General features: G+C 73.2%; 17 protein-coding genes. 14 read left to right on the top strand and 3 right to left on the bottom strand.

Annotated features, from left to right (window positions below; translation table 11 throughout):
- Positions 1–21 precede the first annotated feature (21 nt).
- The 8 genes from IEZ10_RS26310 (at position 22) to IEZ10_RS26275 (ending at position 7,560) form a co-directional block, all read left to right on the top strand.
- Complete coding sequence (locus tag IEZ10_RS26310) at positions 22–1,191, top strand: branched-chain amino acid ABC transporter substrate-binding protein (protein WP_189249185.1); 1,170 nt, start codon at positions 22–24, stop codon at positions 1,189–1,191.
- Complete coding sequence (locus tag IEZ10_RS26305; RefSeq protein WP_189249184.1) at positions 1,188–2,081, top strand: branched-chain amino acid ABC transporter permease; 894 nt, start codon at positions 1,188–1,190, stop codon at positions 2,079–2,081. Before IEZ10_RS26310 ends, IEZ10_RS26305 begins: the two co-directional genes overlap by 4 nt.
- Complete coding sequence (locus IEZ10_RS26300; protein WP_268246374.1) at positions 2,078–3,211, top strand: branched-chain amino acid ABC transporter permease; 1,134 nt, start codon at positions 2,078–2,080, stop codon at positions 3,209–3,211. Before IEZ10_RS26305 ends, IEZ10_RS26300 begins: the two co-directional genes overlap by 4 nt.
- Positions 3,208–3,978 carry an ABC transporter ATP-binding protein gene (locus IEZ10_RS26295; protein ID WP_179827981.1) on the top strand — a complete coding sequence of 257 codons (771 nt, stop codon included), beginning with the start codon at positions 3,208–3,210 and terminating at the stop codon, positions 3,976–3,978. The genes IEZ10_RS26300 and IEZ10_RS26295 overlap by 4 nt, the downstream gene beginning before the upstream one ends.
- Complete coding sequence (locus IEZ10_RS26290) at positions 3,971–4,678, top strand: ABC transporter ATP-binding protein (protein ID WP_189249183.1); 708 nt, start codon at positions 3,971–3,973, stop codon at positions 4,676–4,678. Before IEZ10_RS26295 ends, IEZ10_RS26290 begins: the two co-directional genes overlap by 8 nt.
- Positions 4,679–4,844: 166 nt before the next feature.
- Positions 4,845–5,861 carry a proline racemase family protein gene (locus IEZ10_RS26285; RefSeq protein WP_189249182.1) on the top strand — a complete coding sequence of 339 codons (1,017 nt, stop codon included), beginning with the start codon at positions 4,845–4,847 and terminating at the stop codon, positions 5,859–5,861.
- Positions 5,858–6,850, top strand: coding sequence for an ornithine cyclodeaminase family protein (locus IEZ10_RS26280; RefSeq protein WP_189249181.1), 993 nt, complete (start codon positions 5,858–5,860; stop codon positions 6,848–6,850). The genes IEZ10_RS26285 and IEZ10_RS26280 overlap by 4 nt, the downstream gene beginning before the upstream one ends.
- A gap of 11 nt (positions 6,851–6,861) precedes the next feature.
- A complete protein-coding gene (locus tag IEZ10_RS26275) occupies positions 6,862–7,560 on the top strand; it encodes a GntR family transcriptional regulator (protein ID WP_189249180.1) in 699 nt (232 codons plus the stop codon).
- Positions 7,561–7,642: 82 nt separating this feature from the next.
- On the opposite strand, the gene IEZ10_RS26270 is transcribed toward IEZ10_RS26275, so the two are convergent.
- The 3 genes from IEZ10_RS26270 to IEZ10_RS26260 form a co-directional block, all read right to left on the bottom strand.
- Positions 7,643–8,557, bottom strand: a complete 915-nt coding sequence (locus IEZ10_RS26270; protein ID WP_189249179.1) for an EamA family transporter — start codon at positions 8,555–8,557, stop codon at positions 7,643–7,645.
- 160 nt (positions 8,558–8,717) lie between these two features.
- The gene (locus IEZ10_RS26265) at positions 8,718–9,485 is read right to left on the bottom strand and encodes an ABC transporter permease (protein ID WP_189249178.1); all 768 of its coding nucleotides are present in this window, start codon (positions 9,483–9,485) and stop codon (positions 8,718–8,720) included.
- A 46-nt stretch (positions 9,486–9,531) separates the two neighbouring features.
- Positions 9,532–10,440, bottom strand: coding sequence for an ABC transporter ATP-binding protein (locus tag IEZ10_RS26260; protein ID WP_189249177.1), 909 nt, complete (start codon positions 10,438–10,440; stop codon positions 9,532–9,534).
- Positions 10,441–10,636: 196 nt separating this feature from the next.
- Between IEZ10_RS26260 and IEZ10_RS26255 the strand changes: the two genes are divergently transcribed.
- The 6 genes from IEZ10_RS26255 to IEZ10_RS26230 all read left to right on the top strand — a co-directional run bounded on the left by IEZ10_RS26255 (position 10,637) and on the right by IEZ10_RS26230 (position 16,741).
- Positions 10,637–11,449 carry a VOC family protein gene (locus tag IEZ10_RS26255; RefSeq protein WP_189249176.1) on the top strand — a complete coding sequence of 271 codons (813 nt, stop codon included), beginning with the start codon at positions 10,637–10,639 and terminating at the stop codon, positions 11,447–11,449.
- A gap of 258 nt (positions 11,450–11,707) precedes the next feature.
- Positions 11,708–13,015 carry a multidrug effflux MFS transporter gene (locus IEZ10_RS26250; RefSeq protein WP_189249175.1) on the top strand — a complete coding sequence of 436 codons (1,308 nt, stop codon included), beginning with the start codon at positions 11,708–11,710 and terminating at the stop codon, positions 13,013–13,015.
- Positions 13,016–13,120: 105 nt separating this feature from the next.
- Positions 13,121–13,897, top strand: coding sequence for a helix-turn-helix transcriptional regulator (locus IEZ10_RS26245; RefSeq protein WP_189249265.1), 777 nt, complete (start codon positions 13,121–13,123; stop codon positions 13,895–13,897).
- On the top strand, positions 13,894–15,306 hold the full coding sequence (gene sufB, locus IEZ10_RS26240; RefSeq protein ID WP_189249174.1) for a Fe-S cluster assembly protein SufB: 1,413 nt from the start codon (positions 13,894–13,896) through the stop codon (positions 15,304–15,306). Before IEZ10_RS26245 ends, sufB begins: the two co-directional genes overlap by 4 nt.
- A complete protein-coding gene (sufD, locus tag IEZ10_RS26235) occupies positions 15,306–16,427 on the top strand; it encodes a Fe-S cluster assembly protein SufD (protein WP_189249173.1) in 1,122 nt (373 codons plus the stop codon). The genes sufB and sufD overlap by 1 nt, the downstream gene beginning before the upstream one ends.
- Positions 16,424–16,741: a non-heme iron oxygenase ferredoxin subunit gene (locus IEZ10_RS26230; protein WP_189249172.1), complete on the top strand. Its 318-nt coding sequence runs from the start codon at positions 16,424–16,426 to the stop codon at positions 16,739–16,741. The genes sufD and IEZ10_RS26230 overlap by 4 nt, the downstream gene beginning before the upstream one ends.
- Positions 16,742–16,747 lie beyond the last annotated feature (6 nt).

Raw genomic sequence — 16,747 nt, 5'->3', positions numbered from 1 at the left:
ACTAGCCGTGAGGAGCCGCACATGCGTGCCACCCCCCTTACCTCCATCGCCTCACTGGCCGCCGTGGCCCTGCTCGCCACCGGATGTGGCCAGGGGCTGCTCGGCGGCGGCGACGGAGGCGACACCGCCAAGACGAACGAGCCGATCGTCCTCGGAATGCTGATCCCCCAGTCGGGCAGCGAGGCCGCGATCGGCCCATATATGAGCAACGCGGCCCAGCTCGCCGTGGACGAGATCAACGCCAAGGGCGGGGTCCTCGGCCGAAAGCTGGAGCTCAAGACCGCCGACGACGCCTGCGACGCCCAGTCCGCGGCGGCCGGAGCCAACAAGCTGGTCACCGAGGGGGTGGACGTCTCGGTCGGAGGATACTGCTCCGGCGCGACCCTGCCCACCCTTCCGATCTTCGGGAAGGCGAACATCCCGATGATCATTCCGGCGGCCAACTCCCAGGAGCTGGTCGACCAGAAGCTCAAGCACGTCTTCCTCATCAACGGCACCGGCACCCAGCAGGCCGCCGCCGCCGAGAAGTGGATGACCAAGCAGGGCGCCAAGAGCGTCGCGCTGATGCACGACAACACCAGTTACTCCAAGGACATCGCGCTGCGCACCCAGGCCCTGCTGGACGCTCCCGGCGGCGCCGACACCGCGCTCATCGAGGCGGTCACCCCCAAGGAGAGCGACTACAGCGCCAACATCACCAACGTGCTGGCCAAGAAGCCCGACTTCGTCTACTGGACCGGCTACTTCCAGGAGGGCGGCCTGATCGCCCGCCAGCTCCGCCAGGCCGGCTACAAGGGCTCCATCATGGTCGGCGACGGCTCGGTCTCGCCCAAGCTCGTCGAGATCGCCGGGCCCGAGGCAGCCGAGGGCGTCTACGCCACCATGACCCAGACCCCCGACACCCTGGAGGGCGCCGAGGGCTGGATCGAGGCGTACAAGAAGAAGTTCGGCACCGAGCCCGGCCCCTACTCCAACCAGGCCTACGACGCCGTGCGGCTGGCCGCCGAGGCGGTCGGCAAGGCGGGCGGCACCGACGGCGCCAAGGTCATCGCGGCGCTGGAGGCGATCGACGGGTTCCAGATGTTCTCCGGCCCGCTGAAGTTCACCCCCGAGCACACCCTGTCCAACGGCGGCTTCCAGATCCTGGTCGTCAAGGACGGCAAGATCACCCTGCAGGACTCCCTGAAATGACGCAGCTCATCTGGAACGGGCTGTTCGTCGGCTCGTTCTACGCCCTGGTGGCGCTGGGCTACAGCATGGTCTACGGGATCATCAAACTGCTCAATTTCGCCCACGGCGACCTGTACATGCTCGGCGCGTTCGCCGGCTTCGCCATCCTCGGCGCGGTCGGCGGCGTGTCCTCCTCGATGGCGCTGCCGGTGCTGCTGGCCGTACTGGTGGTGACCATGGCCGTCACCGGCCTGGCCGGGGTGGCGCTGGAGCGGATCGCCTACCGGCCGCTGCGCCGCGCCCCCCGCCTCTCCCTGCTGATCACCGCCGTCGGCGCGTCCTTCGCCCTGGAGTACGGCATGCGCGCCGCCGCCGGGGCCGACCCGCGGGTCTACCCGCTGCGGCTCGGCGGCTCCTCGCTGGAGGTCGCCGGGGCCAGGCTGACACTCGCGCAGCTCGTCCTGGTCGGGGTGGCCGTGGTCCTCATGATCGGGCTGAACCTGCTGGTCACCCGGACCCGCGAGGGCCGCGCCATGCGGGCCATCGCCCTGGACCCGACCACCAGCTCGCTGATGGGCATCGACGTCAACGCCGTCATCTCCCGGACCTTCTTCATCGGCTCGGCCCTCGCCGGGGCCGCCGGGGTGATGGCGGGCGCCTACTACGGCAAGATCGACTTCCTGATGGGGTTCCTGATCGGGCTCAAGGCGTTCACCGCGGCCGTCATCGGCGGCATCGGCAACATCCCCGGCACGATGCTCGGCGGGTTGGTGCTCGGCCTGCTGGAGTCGTTCGGCACGTTCTGGCTGGGCGGCGAGTGGCGCGACGTCTTCGCCTTCGGGGTGCTGATCCTGTTCCTGACCGTGCGGCCCACCGGCCTGCTCGGCGAACGTGTGACGGAGCGAGTGTGACCGGCGTCCCCGACACCACCCCCGAAGGCGCCCCCGAGGACACGGTCCGGAGCACGGCGGCGGACACGGCAGAGAGCACGGACGGGAGCGCGACCGCGGGCGTGGCACGGGCCGCCGCCCCGAACGAGGCCACAGGCGAGACCGCGAACGAGGCCCCGGGCCCCGCGCGGAAGACCGCCGAGGTCCGCCGCCGCGGCGCCGGCCGGCCCCCCACCCGGGCCTCCCGGCTGCTGCAGAACCGCTGGGCCGGGCTGGCCGGCCTGCTGCTCGCGCTGCTCGCGCCGTTCGTCGACGCCACGCCGTACGCGCTGTCGGTCATGACCAGCGCGGCCATCTTCGTGATGCTCGCCGCCGGGCTGAACATCGTGGTCGGCTACTGCGGTCTGCTCGACCTCGGCTACGTCGCGTTCTTCGCGGTCGGCGCCTACACCAGCGGCGTGCTGGCCACCCGCCTGGACCTGCCGCTGGTGGCCACCGTGCCCGTCGTCATCGTCGTCACGGTCGTGGCGGGCGTCGTCATCGGCGCGCCCACCCTGCGGCTGCGCAGCGACTACCTCGCCATCGTCACCCTCGGCTTCGGCGAGATCATCCGGATCACCGCCAACAACCTGGACGTCACCGGCGGCCCCTCGGGCATCTACGGCATCCCCGGCCTGGCCGGGAGCCCGGTGGCGTTCTACTACCTGACCGTGGTCGTCGTCGCGCTGGCCGTCCTCGGCGCCGCCCGGCTGGGCCGCTCCCGCATCGGCCGGGCCTGGCGGTTCGTCCGCGAGGACGAGGACGCCGCCGAGGCCATGGGCGTGCACACCTACCGCGTCAAGCTCGCGGCCTACATCGCCGGCGCCGTCTGGGGCGGCCTGGCCGGGGTGCTGTTCGCCGCCCACCTGTCGGCGATCTCCCCGGGCAGCTTCACCTTCCTGCAGTCGGCCCTGGTGCTGATGGCCGTCGTCCTGGGCGGCATGGGATCGGTCCCCGGCGTCGTCATCGGCGCCATCGTGATCAGCATCCTGCCGGAGATCCTCCGCGACCTGGCCGACTACCGGTTCTTCCTGTTCGGAGTCCTGCTCATCGCCGTCATGCTGCTGCGCCCGCAGGGGCTGTGGCCCGCCCGGTCCAAGGAGGTCCCGTGACGACCCTGCTGAGCGTTTCGGACCTGCGCCTGTCCTTCGGCGGGCTGCTGGCCATCGACGGGCTGACGTTCTCGGTGAACGAGGCGGAGGTCGTCTCGGTCATCGGGCCCAACGGCGCCGGCAAGACGTCGGCCTTCAACTGCGTCACCGGCTTCTACCGCCCCACGGCGGGGCAGATCATGCTGCGCGGCCGGAGCCTGCGCGGCCTGAGGCCGTCGGCCGTCGCCGCGCTCGGCGTCGCCCGGACCTTCCAGAACCTGCGCCTGTTCGGCGAGCTGTCGGTCCTGGACAACGTGCGGGCCGGCGCCCACCTGTGGCTGCGGCAGAACGTCCTGGACGCGCTGCTGCACACCCCCCGCTACCGCCGCTCCGAGCGCGAGTGCACCGAGCAGGCCCACCACTGGCTCGACTTCGTCGGCCTGCGCGGCGACCGGTACGGCGAGGCCCGCCACCTGCCCTACGGCGAGCAGCGCCGCGTCGAGATCGCCCGGGCGCTGGCCCGCCGCCCCGACCTGCTGCTGCTCGACGAACCCGCCGCCGGCCTCAACCACGGTGAGAAGACCGAGCTGCTCGATCTGATCCGCCGCATCCAGGCGCTGGGCGTGGCCATCGTCCTCATCGAGCACGACATGGGCCTGGTCATGGAGGTCTCCGAGCGCGTGGTCGTGCTCAACTTCGGCAAGGAGATCGCCGACGGCCGCCCGGAGGACGTGCGCCGCGACCCGGCCGTCATCGAGGCCTACCTCGGGAGCGACACCCATGCTTGAGATCAGCGGACTCGACGTCCACTACGGCGGCGTGCACGCCCTGCGGGGGCTGTCGCTCACCGTCGGGCCGGGCGAGATCGTCGCCCTGCTCGGCAACAACGGCGCCGGCAAGACCACCACGCTGGCGGCGGCCTCCGGGCTGGTACGGCCCAGCGGCGGCACGGTCGTCTTCGACGGCCACGACGTCACCGGCGGCAGGCCGCACCGCGTCACCGCCCTGGGCCTGGTCCACGTCCCCGAGGGCCGCCGGGTCTTCAGCACCCTCACCGTCCACGAGAACCTCCAGCTCGGCGGCTACCTCGTCCGCGACCAGGCCGAGGTGCGCAAGCGGATCGACCGGGTCTACGAGCTGCTGCCCCGGCTGGCCGAGCGGCGCGCCCAGCAGGGCGGCACGCTGTCCGGCGGCGAGCAGCAGATGCTCGCCATCGGCCGGGCCCTGGTCACCGGGCCCAGGATGCTGCTGCTCGACGAGCCGTCCATGGGGCTGGCCCCGCTGGTGGTGGCCTCGGTGATGGAGCTGATCGCGCAGATCAACGCCGAGGGCACCGCGGTGCTGCTCGTCGAGCAGAACGCCACCGCCGCGCTCGGCATCGCCCACCGCGGCTACGTGATCGAGAACGGCGAGCGCGTGCTGGACGGCCCGGCCGCCGAGCTGCGCGACGACCCCCGCGTGGTCGAGGCGTACCTGGGCGGCGTCTGACGGCGTCCGGCGGGCACGGCGCCCCGAAGGGGCCGCGCCTCTCATGAGGGCCCTCACGAGAGGGCCCTCACAAGACGGGGCCGTCCCGCGTCCGCGGGGCGGCCCCGCCGGGCGGCACGGCCCTCCGGCGGCCCCGGACCGTGCGGGAACGACAGAACGGGAGAACATGCAGATCCACACCGTGGACTACCACACCGGCGGCGAGCCGTTCCGGATCGTCACCGCCGGGACGCCGGACATCCCCGGCGGCACGGTCCTCGAACGCCGCGAGGCGGCGCGGGCCCCGGAGATCGACGCCGTGCGGCGGCTGCTCTGCCACGAGCCGCGCGGCCACGCAGACATGTACGGCTGCTTCCTCGTCCCGCCGGACGACGACGGAGCCCACCTCGGCGTGCTGTTCTGGCACAAGGACGGCTACTCCACCGCCTGCGGCCACGGCACCATCGCGCTCGGCGTCCACGCCGCCGCCACCGGCCTGGTGACGACCGCCCCGGACGGGGAGACCGACGTCGTGGTGGACGTCCCCTCCGGCCGGGTGACGGCCCGGGTGCGCCGCTCGGCGGGCCGCGTCGAGGCCGTCACCTTCCGCAACGTCCCCTCCTACGCGCTCGCCCGGGACGTCGAGCTGGGCCCCCTCGCCGCCGCGGCCGGCCCCGCCTCGTCCGTCCCGGGTCTTCCCGGCCTGGCCGGGGTGACCGCCGACGTCTCCTACGGCGGGGCCATCTACGCCTCCGTCCCGGCCGCCGCGTTCGGCCTCGCCGCGACCCCCGAGCACCTGACCGCGCTGATCGCGCTCGGCCGGGCCGTCAAGGCCGCCCTGGCCGGCCACCCCGCCGCCCGGCACCCGGAGGACGAGCGGCTGTCGGGGATCTACGGCGTCATCTTCTACGACGAACTGGACCCCGGCCACCAGCGCAACGTGACGGTCTTCGCCGACGGCGAGGTGGACCGCTCGCCCTGCGGCTCGGGCACCGCCGCCCGGCTGGCGCTGCTGCACGCCGACGGCTTCACCGGAACGCTCGTCCACGACGGCGTCGTGGGGGCCTCCTTCCGGGCGCGGGTGGCGGAGGAGACGGAGGCGGGCGTGATCCCCGAGATCGAGGGCATGGCCTACCGCACCGGCGAGCACCGCTTCACCCTGGACCCGCGCGACCCGCTGGGCACCGGGTTCACGCTCCGATGAGCGCGCCCCCCTACCTGGACGGGCCGGCGCTGCGCGAGCTGGTGCCGATGGCCACGGCCGTCCGGGTGCTGGAGGAGGCGCTGCTCGCCGGGCTCGACCCCGAGGACGGCCCGCAGCGGCCCGTCGTGGAGGTCCCCGCCGGGCAGCTGCTGCTGATGCCCGCCGCCTGGGGCCGCTTCACCGGGATCAAGGTGGCCGGCGTCGCCCCGGGCAACCCCGCCCGCGGCCTGCCCCGGATCTGCGGCACCTACCTGCTGATGGACGGCGAGACCCTCGTCCCGCTGGCCGTGCTGGACGGCGCCGCGCTCACCGCGCTGCGCACCCCGGCCGTCTCGGCGCTGGCCGTACGGCACCTGGCCGCTGAGGACGCCGGGCACCTGACGGTGTTCGGCACCGGGCCGCAGGCGTGGGGGCACGTGGAGGCGCTGCGCGCGGTCCGGCCGCTGCGGCGGGTCAGCGTGGTCGCCCGGGACCCGGCGCGGGCGGAGGAGTTCGCCGCCCGCTGCGCCGCCGCGGGCCTGTGGGCGGACACCCTGCCGGCCGCAGCACCCGCCACAGCACCCGCCGCCGCGTACGGAACGGCGCCCGCCCTGGCCGATCCCGGACAGGCCGGCCTCGTGGCCTGCTGTACCACCTCCAGGACCCCGTTGTTCGACGGTAGGATGATCCGCGACGGTGTGACCGTGATCGCGGTCGGCTCCCACGAGCCGGACGCCCGGGAGATCGACGACGACCTCGTCGCGCGGTCCACCGTGGTCGTCGAGGCGCGCCGCGCCGCCCTCGCCGAGGCGGGAGATCTGGTCATCCCGGTGCGGAACGGTACGATCACCTCCGGTCATCTCGCCGGGAATCTCGCGGACCTCGTCACCGGTGCCGTGTCCCCCGGCCCGGGACCGCGGGTGTTCAAGAGCGTGGGCATGGCGTGGGAGGACCTGGTGGTGGCGGGAGCCGCCTACGAGGCGTGGCTGCGGGCCCGGACGACGAGATGAGAGGCGGGAGGATGGCTCCTTCGGCGGACGACCGGCTCGACCTGCCGGCGGTGGGTGAGCGGCAGAGCCTGCGGGAGCAGGTGGCGCACGCCCTGCGGGCCGCCCTGATCACCGGCGAGATGCGGCCCGGCGTCGTGTACTCGGCGCCCGTGCTGGCCGCCCAGTTCGGCGTCTCGGCCACCCCGGTGCGCGAGGCGATGCTCGACCTCGCCAAGGAGGGCCTGGTCGAGGCGGTGCGCAACAAGGGCTTCCGGGTCACCGAACTGTCCGACCGCGACCTGGACGAGCTCACCGAGATCCGGCTGCTCATCGAGGTGCCCACGGTGACCCGCCTGGCCGCCGCGGTCGGTACGGACGGTACGGACGGCGCCGCGAGGTTCGACCCGCTGCGCCCGCTGGCCCGGCGGATCGTCGACGCGGCCGACCGCGGCGACCTGATCGCCTACGTCGACGCCGACATCCGCTTCCACCTGGAGCTGCTGGCGCTGGCCGGCAACGCGCACCTGGTGGACGTGGTGCGCGACCTGCGCGGCCGCGCCCGCCTGTACGGCCTGCCCGCCCTCAGCGCCCGGGGCGGCCTGGCCGGCTCCGCCCGCGAGCACCTCGAACTGCTCGACCTGCTGGCGGCCGGCGACCGGGAGGGCACCGAGCGGCTGATCCGCCGCCACATCGGCCACGTCCGCGGCATCTGGGCCGGCGGCACCGACTAGGTCCGGGCCGTCCAGGCCCGCGCGCCGTACCTTCCGGGAAGGCCGCGCGGCGGCGCCGTTCGCGAGGTCCGCCGGGCGCGGGTCAGCGGGCGCTGCGGGTGGCGCCCACGCTGGCGACGACCACGCAGGCGATGGCGGCCCACTCGCGTGCGTCCAGCACCTCGCCCAGCACGACCAGCCCGATCAGCGCCGCCGCGGCCGGCTCCAGGCTCATCAGGATGCCGAACACCTGCTTGGGCATCCTGCGCAGCGCCTCCAGCTCGATCGAGTAGGGGATGACCGACGACAGCAGGCCCACCCCGAGCCCGATCAGCAGCACCTCCGGCCGCAGCAGGTCGGCGCCGCCCGTGCCGATCCCCAGCGGCGCGATCACCACGAACGCCACGATCATCGCGAAGGACAGGCCGGTCGTGCCGGGGAAGCGCCGGCCCACGGCCGCCGACAGCACGATGTAGCCGGCCCAGCAGAGCGCGGCCACCAGCGCGAAGGCGATCCCGGCCCAGCTCGTCCCGGTCGCCGCGCCCCACGGGGCCAGCAGCACGATCCCCGATCCGGCCAGCAGGACCCAGAGCAGGTCCAGGCGGCGGCGCGAGGCGGCGACCGCCACCCCGAGCGGTCCGAGGAACTCGATCGCCACCGCGATGCCCATGGGCAGCCGGGCCAGCGCCTCGTAGAAGGACAGGTTCATCACGCCCAGGATCACGCCGAACGCCACCCCGGCCGCGACGTCCGCCCGGGTCAGGCCCCGCAGCCGGGGCCGGGCGACCAGGCCCAGGACCAGCGCGCTCATCGCGATGCGCAGGAACACCACCGCGCTCGGCGGCAACTGCGCGAACAGGTCCTTGGCGAAACCCGCGCCGAGCTGCACCGACAGGATGGCCAGCAGCACCAGCCCGGACGGCGGGACGGCGTCGGCGGCGGTCCGCAGCAGCGCTCCCGGCCCCGGCAGGCCCCGCCGGTACGGTTCCGCGGGTCCCGGCAGCCCCTCGGCGGTCATGAGACTCCCTAGTGTCAGTGCCGTATCGACTTTCAGACCTTACTCGCCGGGGCCGGGACGGCCGAGCGACATCCGGGATGTGAGATCGCCGGCGGCCGCGAGAGGACGCCCGCCCGGACACCCGGGCGGGGCGCCGCCGGGTCGTTCCCGGCCGGCGGGGTCATTCCCACCGGAAGGTGCGGGAGGCCAGGGCCAGCGAGACCGCCGCCCAGGCCGCGAGGATCGCGACGGCGCCCAGCGGAAGCGCCGCGCCGTCGGTCAGCACCGAGCGCAGCCCGCCGGTCAGCGCGGAGATCGGCAGCAGCCGCAGCACCGGCTCCACCGCCGCGGGGAAGGCCGTCAGCGGGAAGATCACCCCGCCGCAGCCCAGCAGGACCAGGTAGACCAGGTTGGCCCCGGCGAGCGTGGCCTCGGCGCGCAGGGTGCCGGCCATCAGCAGCCCGAGGCCGCTGAAGGCGGCGGTGCCGAGCAGGATCAGCACCAGCGCGGCCAGGGGGGAGCCCGCGGGACGCCAGCCCAGGGCCAGCGCCACCGCGCCGATGACGACCACCTGGACGACCTCCACGGCGATCACCGCGAGCGTCTTGGCCAGCATCAGCCCGGACCGGGACAGCGGGCTGGCGCCCAGCCGCTTGAGCACGCCGTACCGGCGCTCGAAACCGGTCGCGATGGCCTGGCCGGTGAAGGCGGTGGACATCACGGCCAGCGCGATCACGCCGGGGGCGATGAAGGCGACCCGGGAGCCGCGGCCGATGTTCACCAGCGACGTGGTGGAGAAGCCGACGAGCAGCAGCACCGGGATGATCAGGGTGAGCAGGAGCTGCTCGCCGTTGCGGAGGGTCGACTTGATCTCCGCGCCCGCCTGCGCGAGCACCATCCGCGGCAGCGGGGCGGCGCCGGGTGCCGGGGTGAGGTCGAGGGTGGTCACTGTGCTCTCCGTGCTCTTCCGGTCGGTCTGCCGCGGGGCGTGGTGGTCATCGGAGCTCCCGGCCGGTCAGCTCCAGGAAGACGTCCTCCAGCGTGCGGCGCTCGATGCTGAGGTCGGCGGCCGTGACGCCCTCCGCGGCGCACCAGGTGGTCACGGTGGCCAGCAGCTCCGGGCCGACCTGCCCCTCGACGATGTAGTGCCCCGAGGGGGACTCCTTGGCCGTGCTGCCGGAGGGCAGGGCGGCCAGCAGCTCGTCCAGTGACAGGCCCGGCCGGGCGCGGAAGCGCAGCTGCCGCTCGGCGCCGGTGAGGGCGCTCGGGGTGCCCTCGGCGACCACCCCGCCGTGATCGATGATCACGACGTGGTCGGAGAGCCTCTCGGCCTCGTCCATGTGGTGGGTGGTGAGCACCACCGACACGCCCGCGGTCCGCAGGTCGGCGACGAGGTCCCAGCAGGCGTGCCGGGCCTGCGGGTCCAGGCCCGCGGTCGGCTCGTCGAGGAAGACCAGCTCCGGGCGGCCGATGACGGCCGCGGCCAGCGACACGCGCTGCTGCTGCCCGCCCGACAGCCTGCGGTACGGCGTGCGGGCGTGCTCGGTCATTCCGAGCCGCTCCAGCAGCGCCGCCGGGTCCAGGGGGCGGGCGTGGAAGCGCGACATCAGGCGCAGCCACTCTCCGCAGCGCGCCGCCGGGGGGACGCCCCCGGCCTGGAGCATCACCCCGACCCGGGCGCGCAGCTCCGGCCGCGTGGGCGGAAGGCCCAGCACCCGGACGGTGCCGCCGTCGGGCCGCCGGAACCCCTCGCAGATCTCGATGGTCGAGGTCTTGCCCGCCCCGTTGGGGCCGAGGATGGCGGTGACCGCGCCGCGGCCCGCGGCGAGCGTGAGGCCGTCGATCGCGGTGGTGCGGCCGTATCTCTTGACCAGATCGATGATCTCGACGGCTGGGGACTCCATGACCACGAGTTTAGGGACTGCGCCGGGTGCTCCCGCTGCCGGACCTGCGGTTGTTCCCGTCGTGGCGGCGGGCCGTCCCGGCGTCCGGTAAAGGCTTCGGGCGGATCCCGCCAAGGCGGCCGATCGGCCGCCGGGTCCGCCGCGGGCCGCGTGCCACTCTGTGCCTGTCCCGAATCACGACATGAGGAGGTTCGGCGTGTCCGAGCGGAGTGGCTGCAAATCAGGTGTCCCGTGCTGGGTGGAGCTGTCGAGCGCCGACGTCACCCTGTCGGTCCGGTTCTACCGCGAGGTCTTCGGCTGGGAGGCGGTGTTCGACCCGCGTCCGGAGTCCGGCGGGTACGGCCGGTTCACGCTCGGCGGCAGGGCCGTGGCCGGCGTCGGTCCCGGTTCGGGTGACGGCGTCCCCTCGGTCTGGAACACCTACGTGGCCACCGACGACGCGGGCGTCACGGCGCTGAAGGTCCGCGCGGCCGGGGGAGAGGTCGTCTGTGAGCCGGCGGAGGTCTTCGGCGAGGGCGTCGCCGCGGCCTTCCAGGACCCGTGGGGCGCCGTCTTCGCCGCCTGGCAGCCGGGCCTGCACCGGGGCGCGGAGGTGACCGGCGAGCCGGGCGCGTTCGCCTGGAGCGAGCTGGTCACCGCCGACCCCCGCGGCTGTGACCCCTTCTACGCGTCCGTCTTCGGCTGGAGCCGCGGTGACGGCGGGACCGGCGGGGCGGACGGGACCGACGCGATCGGCGGGCCGGACGGCGACCGCGTCGAATGGCGGGTGGACGGCCGCCCCGTCGCCGGGGCATCGGCGGCCTGGGGGCCGCTCCCGCCCGGCGCGCCGCCGTACTGGCTGGCCTGCTTCGCCGTCGAGGACGTCGGCGAGGCCGTGGCGAGGATCGTCCACCTGGGCGGCTCCGTGGAGACGCCGCCCGCGACGACGCCGGCGGGCAGGACGGCGGTCGTCGCCGACCCGCAGGCGGCCCTGTTCGCCGTGGTCGGCCCTCGGGAGGCGACCGGCTGAGCCCGTGACCGGAACGCCGGCCGTGACCGGCTGAGCCCGTGACCGGCTGAGCCCGTGACCGGCGCGCCGGCCGTGACCGGCGCGGCCGGCCCCCGCGACGCCGCCGGCCGGCCCCGCGCGGAGCCGGCCGTACGGCGGGTGCCGACACTTTTTCCATCACATTTCCGAAATTTGGGAATTCGGATGACCTGATTGCGGTTCGAGACCCCTGGCCCTCAAGGGCCCATCGTGGCCCGTTGAGGGAAAAGGGGTTGGGGAATGACCGCGGCAGCCGCCGAGTCGGAGAAGGCGCCCGTCGGGACCGCACAGGCGCCCGCCGGGCCCGAGGGCGCGCCGGCCGGGCCCGGGGAGGCACCCGCCGCGCGGCGCAGGGGGCCGCTGCTGCTCATCCTGGGCGCGCTGTCCGCGATCGGCCCGCTGTCGATCGACATGTACCTGCCGGCGCTGCCGTCCATCGCCGCCGAGATGAACGCCGGCCAGTCCCAGGTGCAGCTCAGCCTGACCGCCTGCCTGATCGGGGTCTCGGTGGGGCAGGTCCTCGCCGGCCCGATCAGCGACGTGCGGGGGCGGCGGGGGCCGCTGCTGATCGGAATCGCGGCCTACGCCGTCGCCTCCCTGCTGTGCGCGTTCTCGCCCGGCGTCTACGGCCTGATCGGGTTCCGGCTGCTGCAGGGCGTGGCGGGCGGCGCCGCGCTGGTGATCGTGCGGGCCGTCGTCCGGGACCTGTACCACGGCGCGGCCATCGCCCGCATCTTCGCCACCCTCATGCTGGTCAGCGGCCTCGCGCCGATCCTCGCCCCCATCGCGGGAGCCCAGCTGCTCGAACACACCTCCTGGCGGGGCGTGTTCGTCTCGCTCTCCGTCGCGGGGCTGCTCCTGCTGGCGGCGGCCCTGTTCGGGGTGCGCGAGACGCTGCCGCCCGGCCGGCGCGAGGAGGGCGGGCTGCGGCACACCCTCGTCACCTTCTGGCACCTGCTGCGCGACCGGTCGTTCATGTCCAGCGCGCTGACCGCCGGCCTGGGCTTCGGCGCGATGTTCGCCTACATCTCCGCCTCGCCGTTCGTGATCCAGGAGGTCTACGGCGCCTCCCCGCAGACCTACTCGCTGCTGTTCGCGCTGAACGCCTTCGGGCTGACCATCGCCGCGCAGATCGGCGGGCGCCTGGCCGGGCGCAGGGTCGCCCCCACGCGGCTGATCGTCATCGGCCTGTTCCTCTTCGCCGCGGGCGCCGCCGTGCTGCTGGTCACCGCCCTCGCCCACCTGTCCCTGCCGGTGCTGGCCGCCGGCCTGCTCGTCATGATGTGCGGGGGCGGCCTGGTGATGCCCGGCGCCGGGGCGCTCGCCCTGGCCGGGCAGCCGCAGCAGGTCGCCGGGAGCGCCTCGGCGCTGACCGGCGTGCTGCAGTTCGCGCTCGGCGCCGTCGCCGCGCCGCTGACCGGGCTGGCCGGCGGGGGAGCGCTGCCGATGGCCGCCGTGCTCGCCGCCTTCGCGCTCGCCGCCCTCGCCGCCTTCACCGTGCTGCGCCGCGGCGCGGCCGGCGCCTCTCCCAGTGTTTCCGCTGATTAGGTAAGCCTTCCCTGCGTGATGAATCGCACCGGAGAGGCCGCACGCCGTGGTTTGTCAGGCGGGAAGGAATTACGCCACACTGATGTTGTGAAATACGTGACCGAGATGCAGGACGCCCGGGAGGCCGCCGCCGCGCGGCACTCCGGCGTGTCCGCCGAGCGCAGCACGCGCGCGCGTGTCGCCCGGCTCATCCTGGAGCACGGACCCATCACCGCCGCCGCCCTCGGCGAACGGCTCGGGCTCACCCCCGCCGCCGTCCGCCGCCACCTCGACACCCTGCTGGCCGAGGGCATGATCGAGCCCCGTACGGCCCGGCCCCGGGGTCAGCGCGGACGCGGGCGGCCGGCGAAGCTGTTCGCCATCACCGACGCGGGACGCAGCGCCTTCGAGCACGCCTACGACGGGCTCGCCGGCAACGCCCTGCGTTTCATCGCCGACCGCATGGGATCGGAGGCGGTGGCGGAGTTCGCCCGTTCGCAGGTGTCCGGCCTCGTCGGCCGCCTGCTGCCCAAGATGCGCGAGGTCCCCGCCGACCAGCGGGTGCGCGTCCTGGCCGAGGCCCTGTCGGACGACGGCTACGCCGCCTCCGCCAGCGGTGCCGGATCCGGGGGCGAGCAACTGTGCCAGCACCACTGCCCCGTGGCCCATGTGGCGGCGGAGTTCCCCCAGCTGTGCGAGGCCGAGACGGAGGCGTTCGCGCGCATCCTCGGCACGCCGGTGCAGCGACTGGCGACCATCGCCCACGGCGACGGCATCTGCACCACGCACGTGAGCCCGCGCAGGACGCCCGGCCCGGACGCGCTCCGGCGGGCGGCCGGGTCCGAGCGGCCCGCACCCCGTCAAGAAACCACCGACGAAACGAGCAAGGAGACCGGAAGGTGACTGTCACCGACCGCCCGGAGCTGGAAGGCCTCGGGAATTACAAGTTCGGCTGGGCCGACCCGGACACCGCCGGAGCCGCCGCCCGCCGTGGCCTGTCCGAAGAGGTCGTCCGCAACATCTCCGCGCTCAAGAACGAGCCGGAGTGGATGCTGGACCTGCGCCTGAAGGGCCTGCGCCTGTTCGGCAAGAAGCCGCTGCCCACCTGGGGCTCCGACCTCACCGGCATCGACTTCGACAACATCAAGTACTTCGTGCGCTCCACCGAGAAGCAGGCCGCCTCCTGGGACGAGCTCCCCGAGGACATCAAGGCCACCTACGACAAGCTCGGCATCCCCGAGGCCGAGAAGCAGCGCCTCATCGCCGGCGTCGCCGCCCAGTACGAGTCCGAGGTCGTCTACCACAAGATCCGTGAGGACCTCGAGGAGAAGGGCGTCATCTTCGTCGACACCGACACGGGCCTGCGCGAGCACGAGGAGCTCTTCAAGGAGTACTTCGGCTCGGTCATCCCGGTGGGCGACAACAAGTTCGCCGCGCTCAACACCTCCGTGTGGTCGGGCGGCTCGTTCATCTACGTGCCGCCGAACGTCACGGTCGAGATCCCGCTGCAGGCCTACTTCCGGATCAACACCGAGAACATGGGCCAGTTCGAGCGGACCCTGATCATCGTGGACGAGAACTCCTACGTCCACTACGTCGAGGGCTGCACCGCGCCGATCTACTCCTCCGACTCGCTGCACAGCGCGGTCGTCGAGATCGTCGTGAAGAAGGGCGCCCGCTGCCGCTACACGACCATCCAGAACTGGTCGAACAACGTCTACAACCTGGTCACCAAGCGCGCCGTCGCCTACGAGGGCGCGACCATGGAGTGGATCGACGGCAACATCGGCTCCAAGGTCACCATGAAGTACCCGGCGGTGTACCTCATGGGCGAGCACGCCAAGGGCGAGACCCTCAGCGTCGCCTTCGCCGGTGAGGGCCAGCACCAGGACGCCGGCTCCAAGATGGTGCACCTGGCGCCCAACACCAGCTCCAGCGTCATCTCCAAGTCCGTCGCCCGCGGCGGCGGCCGCACCTCCTACCGCGGTCTGGTGCAGATCGAAGAGGGCGCGCACGGCAGCGCCAGCACGGTCAAGTGCGACGCCCTGCTGGTCGACCAGATCAGCCGGTCCGACACCTACCCGTACGTCGACGTGCGCGAGGACGACGTGTCCATGGGCCACGAGGCCACCGTCTCCAAGGTCTCCGAGGACCAGCTCTTCTACCTGATGAGCCGCGGCATGGACGAGGACGAGGCGATGGCGATGATCGTGCGCGGCTTCGTCGAGCCGATCGCGCGCGAGCTGCCCATGGAGTACGCCCTGGAGCTGAACCGCCTGATCGAGCTGCAGATGGAAGGGGCCGTCGGCTGATGGGTCTCGAAACCAAGCCCCTGTCGACCCTCCACGAGAAGGCCTCCTACGACGTCGAGGACTTCCCGGTCCCCACGGGCCGCGAGGAGGAGTGGCGCTTCACCCCGCTGTCGCGTCTGAAGGGCCTGCACACCGGCGCCGCCGCCTCCGGCGGAGGCGTCGTGGTCGCCGTGGAGGCGGCCCCCGAGGTCACCGTCGAGACCGTGGGCCGCGACGACCCGCGGCTCGGCCGGGCCTACGTCCCCGCCGACCGCGTCAGCGCCCAGGCCTACGGCGCCTTCGAGAAGGCGACCGTGATCACGGTCCCGCGCGAGGCCGTCGCCTCCGTCCCGACCGTGATCACCGTCACCGGGTCCGGCGACGGGACCGCCTACGGCCACACCCTCGTCAACGTGGAGCCGATGGCCGAGGCCGTCCTCGTCCTCGACCACCGGGGCAGCGCGGTCTACGCCGACAACGTCGAGTTCGCCGTCGGCGAGGGGGCCACCCTCAAGGTCGTCAGCCTGCAGGACTGGGCCGACGACGCGGTGCACGTCTCCCACCACCACGCCCGGCTCGCCAAGGACGCCACGTTCAGGAGCTTCGTGGTCACCCTCGGCGGCGACCTCGTACGGCTGTCGCCCTCGGTCGCCTACACCGGCCCCGGCGGCGACGCCGACCTGACCGGCCTGTACTTCGTGGACGCCGGCCAGCACCTGGAGCACCGCCTGCTCGTCGACCACTCCCAGCCCAACTGCCGCAGCAACGTCGTCTACAAGGGCGCGCTGCAGGGCGACGGCGCCCACGCCGTGTGGATCGGCGACGTCATCATCCGGGTCGAGGCCGAGGGCACCGACACCTACGAGCTCAACCGCAACCTGCTGCTCACCGACGGCGCCCGCGCCGACTCGGTGCCCAACCTGGAGATCCTCACCGGCGAGGTCGCCGGGGCGGGCCACGCCAGCGCCTCGGGCCGGCTCGACGACGAGCACATCTTCTACCTCCAGGCCCGCGGCATCCCCTTCGAGGAGGCGCGCCGCCTGGTCATCCGCGGCTTCTTCGCCCAGCTCCTGGAGAAGATCGAGCTGGACGAGCTCCGCGAGCGCGTTTTCGCCAAGGTCGAGGCGGAGCTGGAGAAGTGACGTTCGAAAAGGTCTGCAAGCTCGGCGACGTCCCCGACGGCGGAGTGATCGCCGTTGACGTGGAGGGCACCCCGGTCGCCCTCGTGCGCAAGGGGCAGGAGGTCTTCGCGCTGCACGATGTGTGCTCCCACGCCGAGGTCGCCCTCAGCGAGGGCGACGTCTACGACGAGACGCTGGAGTGCTGGCTGCACGGCTCGTGCTTCGACCTGCGCACCGGCAAGCCCACCGGGCCGCCCGCCACCAGGCCCGTCCCTGTCTACCAAGTGAAGATCGACGGCGACGACGTCCTCGTCTCGCTCTCGAAGGAGTCATAAAGTGTC

It is taken from the genome of Streptosporangium pseudovulgare, from assembly GCF_014648055.1.
Classification (GTDB): domain Bacteria; phylum Actinomycetota; class Actinomycetes; order Streptosporangiales; family Streptosporangiaceae; genus Streptosporangium; species Streptosporangium pseudovulgare.
The sequence above is the reverse complement of the archived record's forward strand: the minus strand, read 5'-3'. Positions and strand labels throughout refer to the sequence as shown.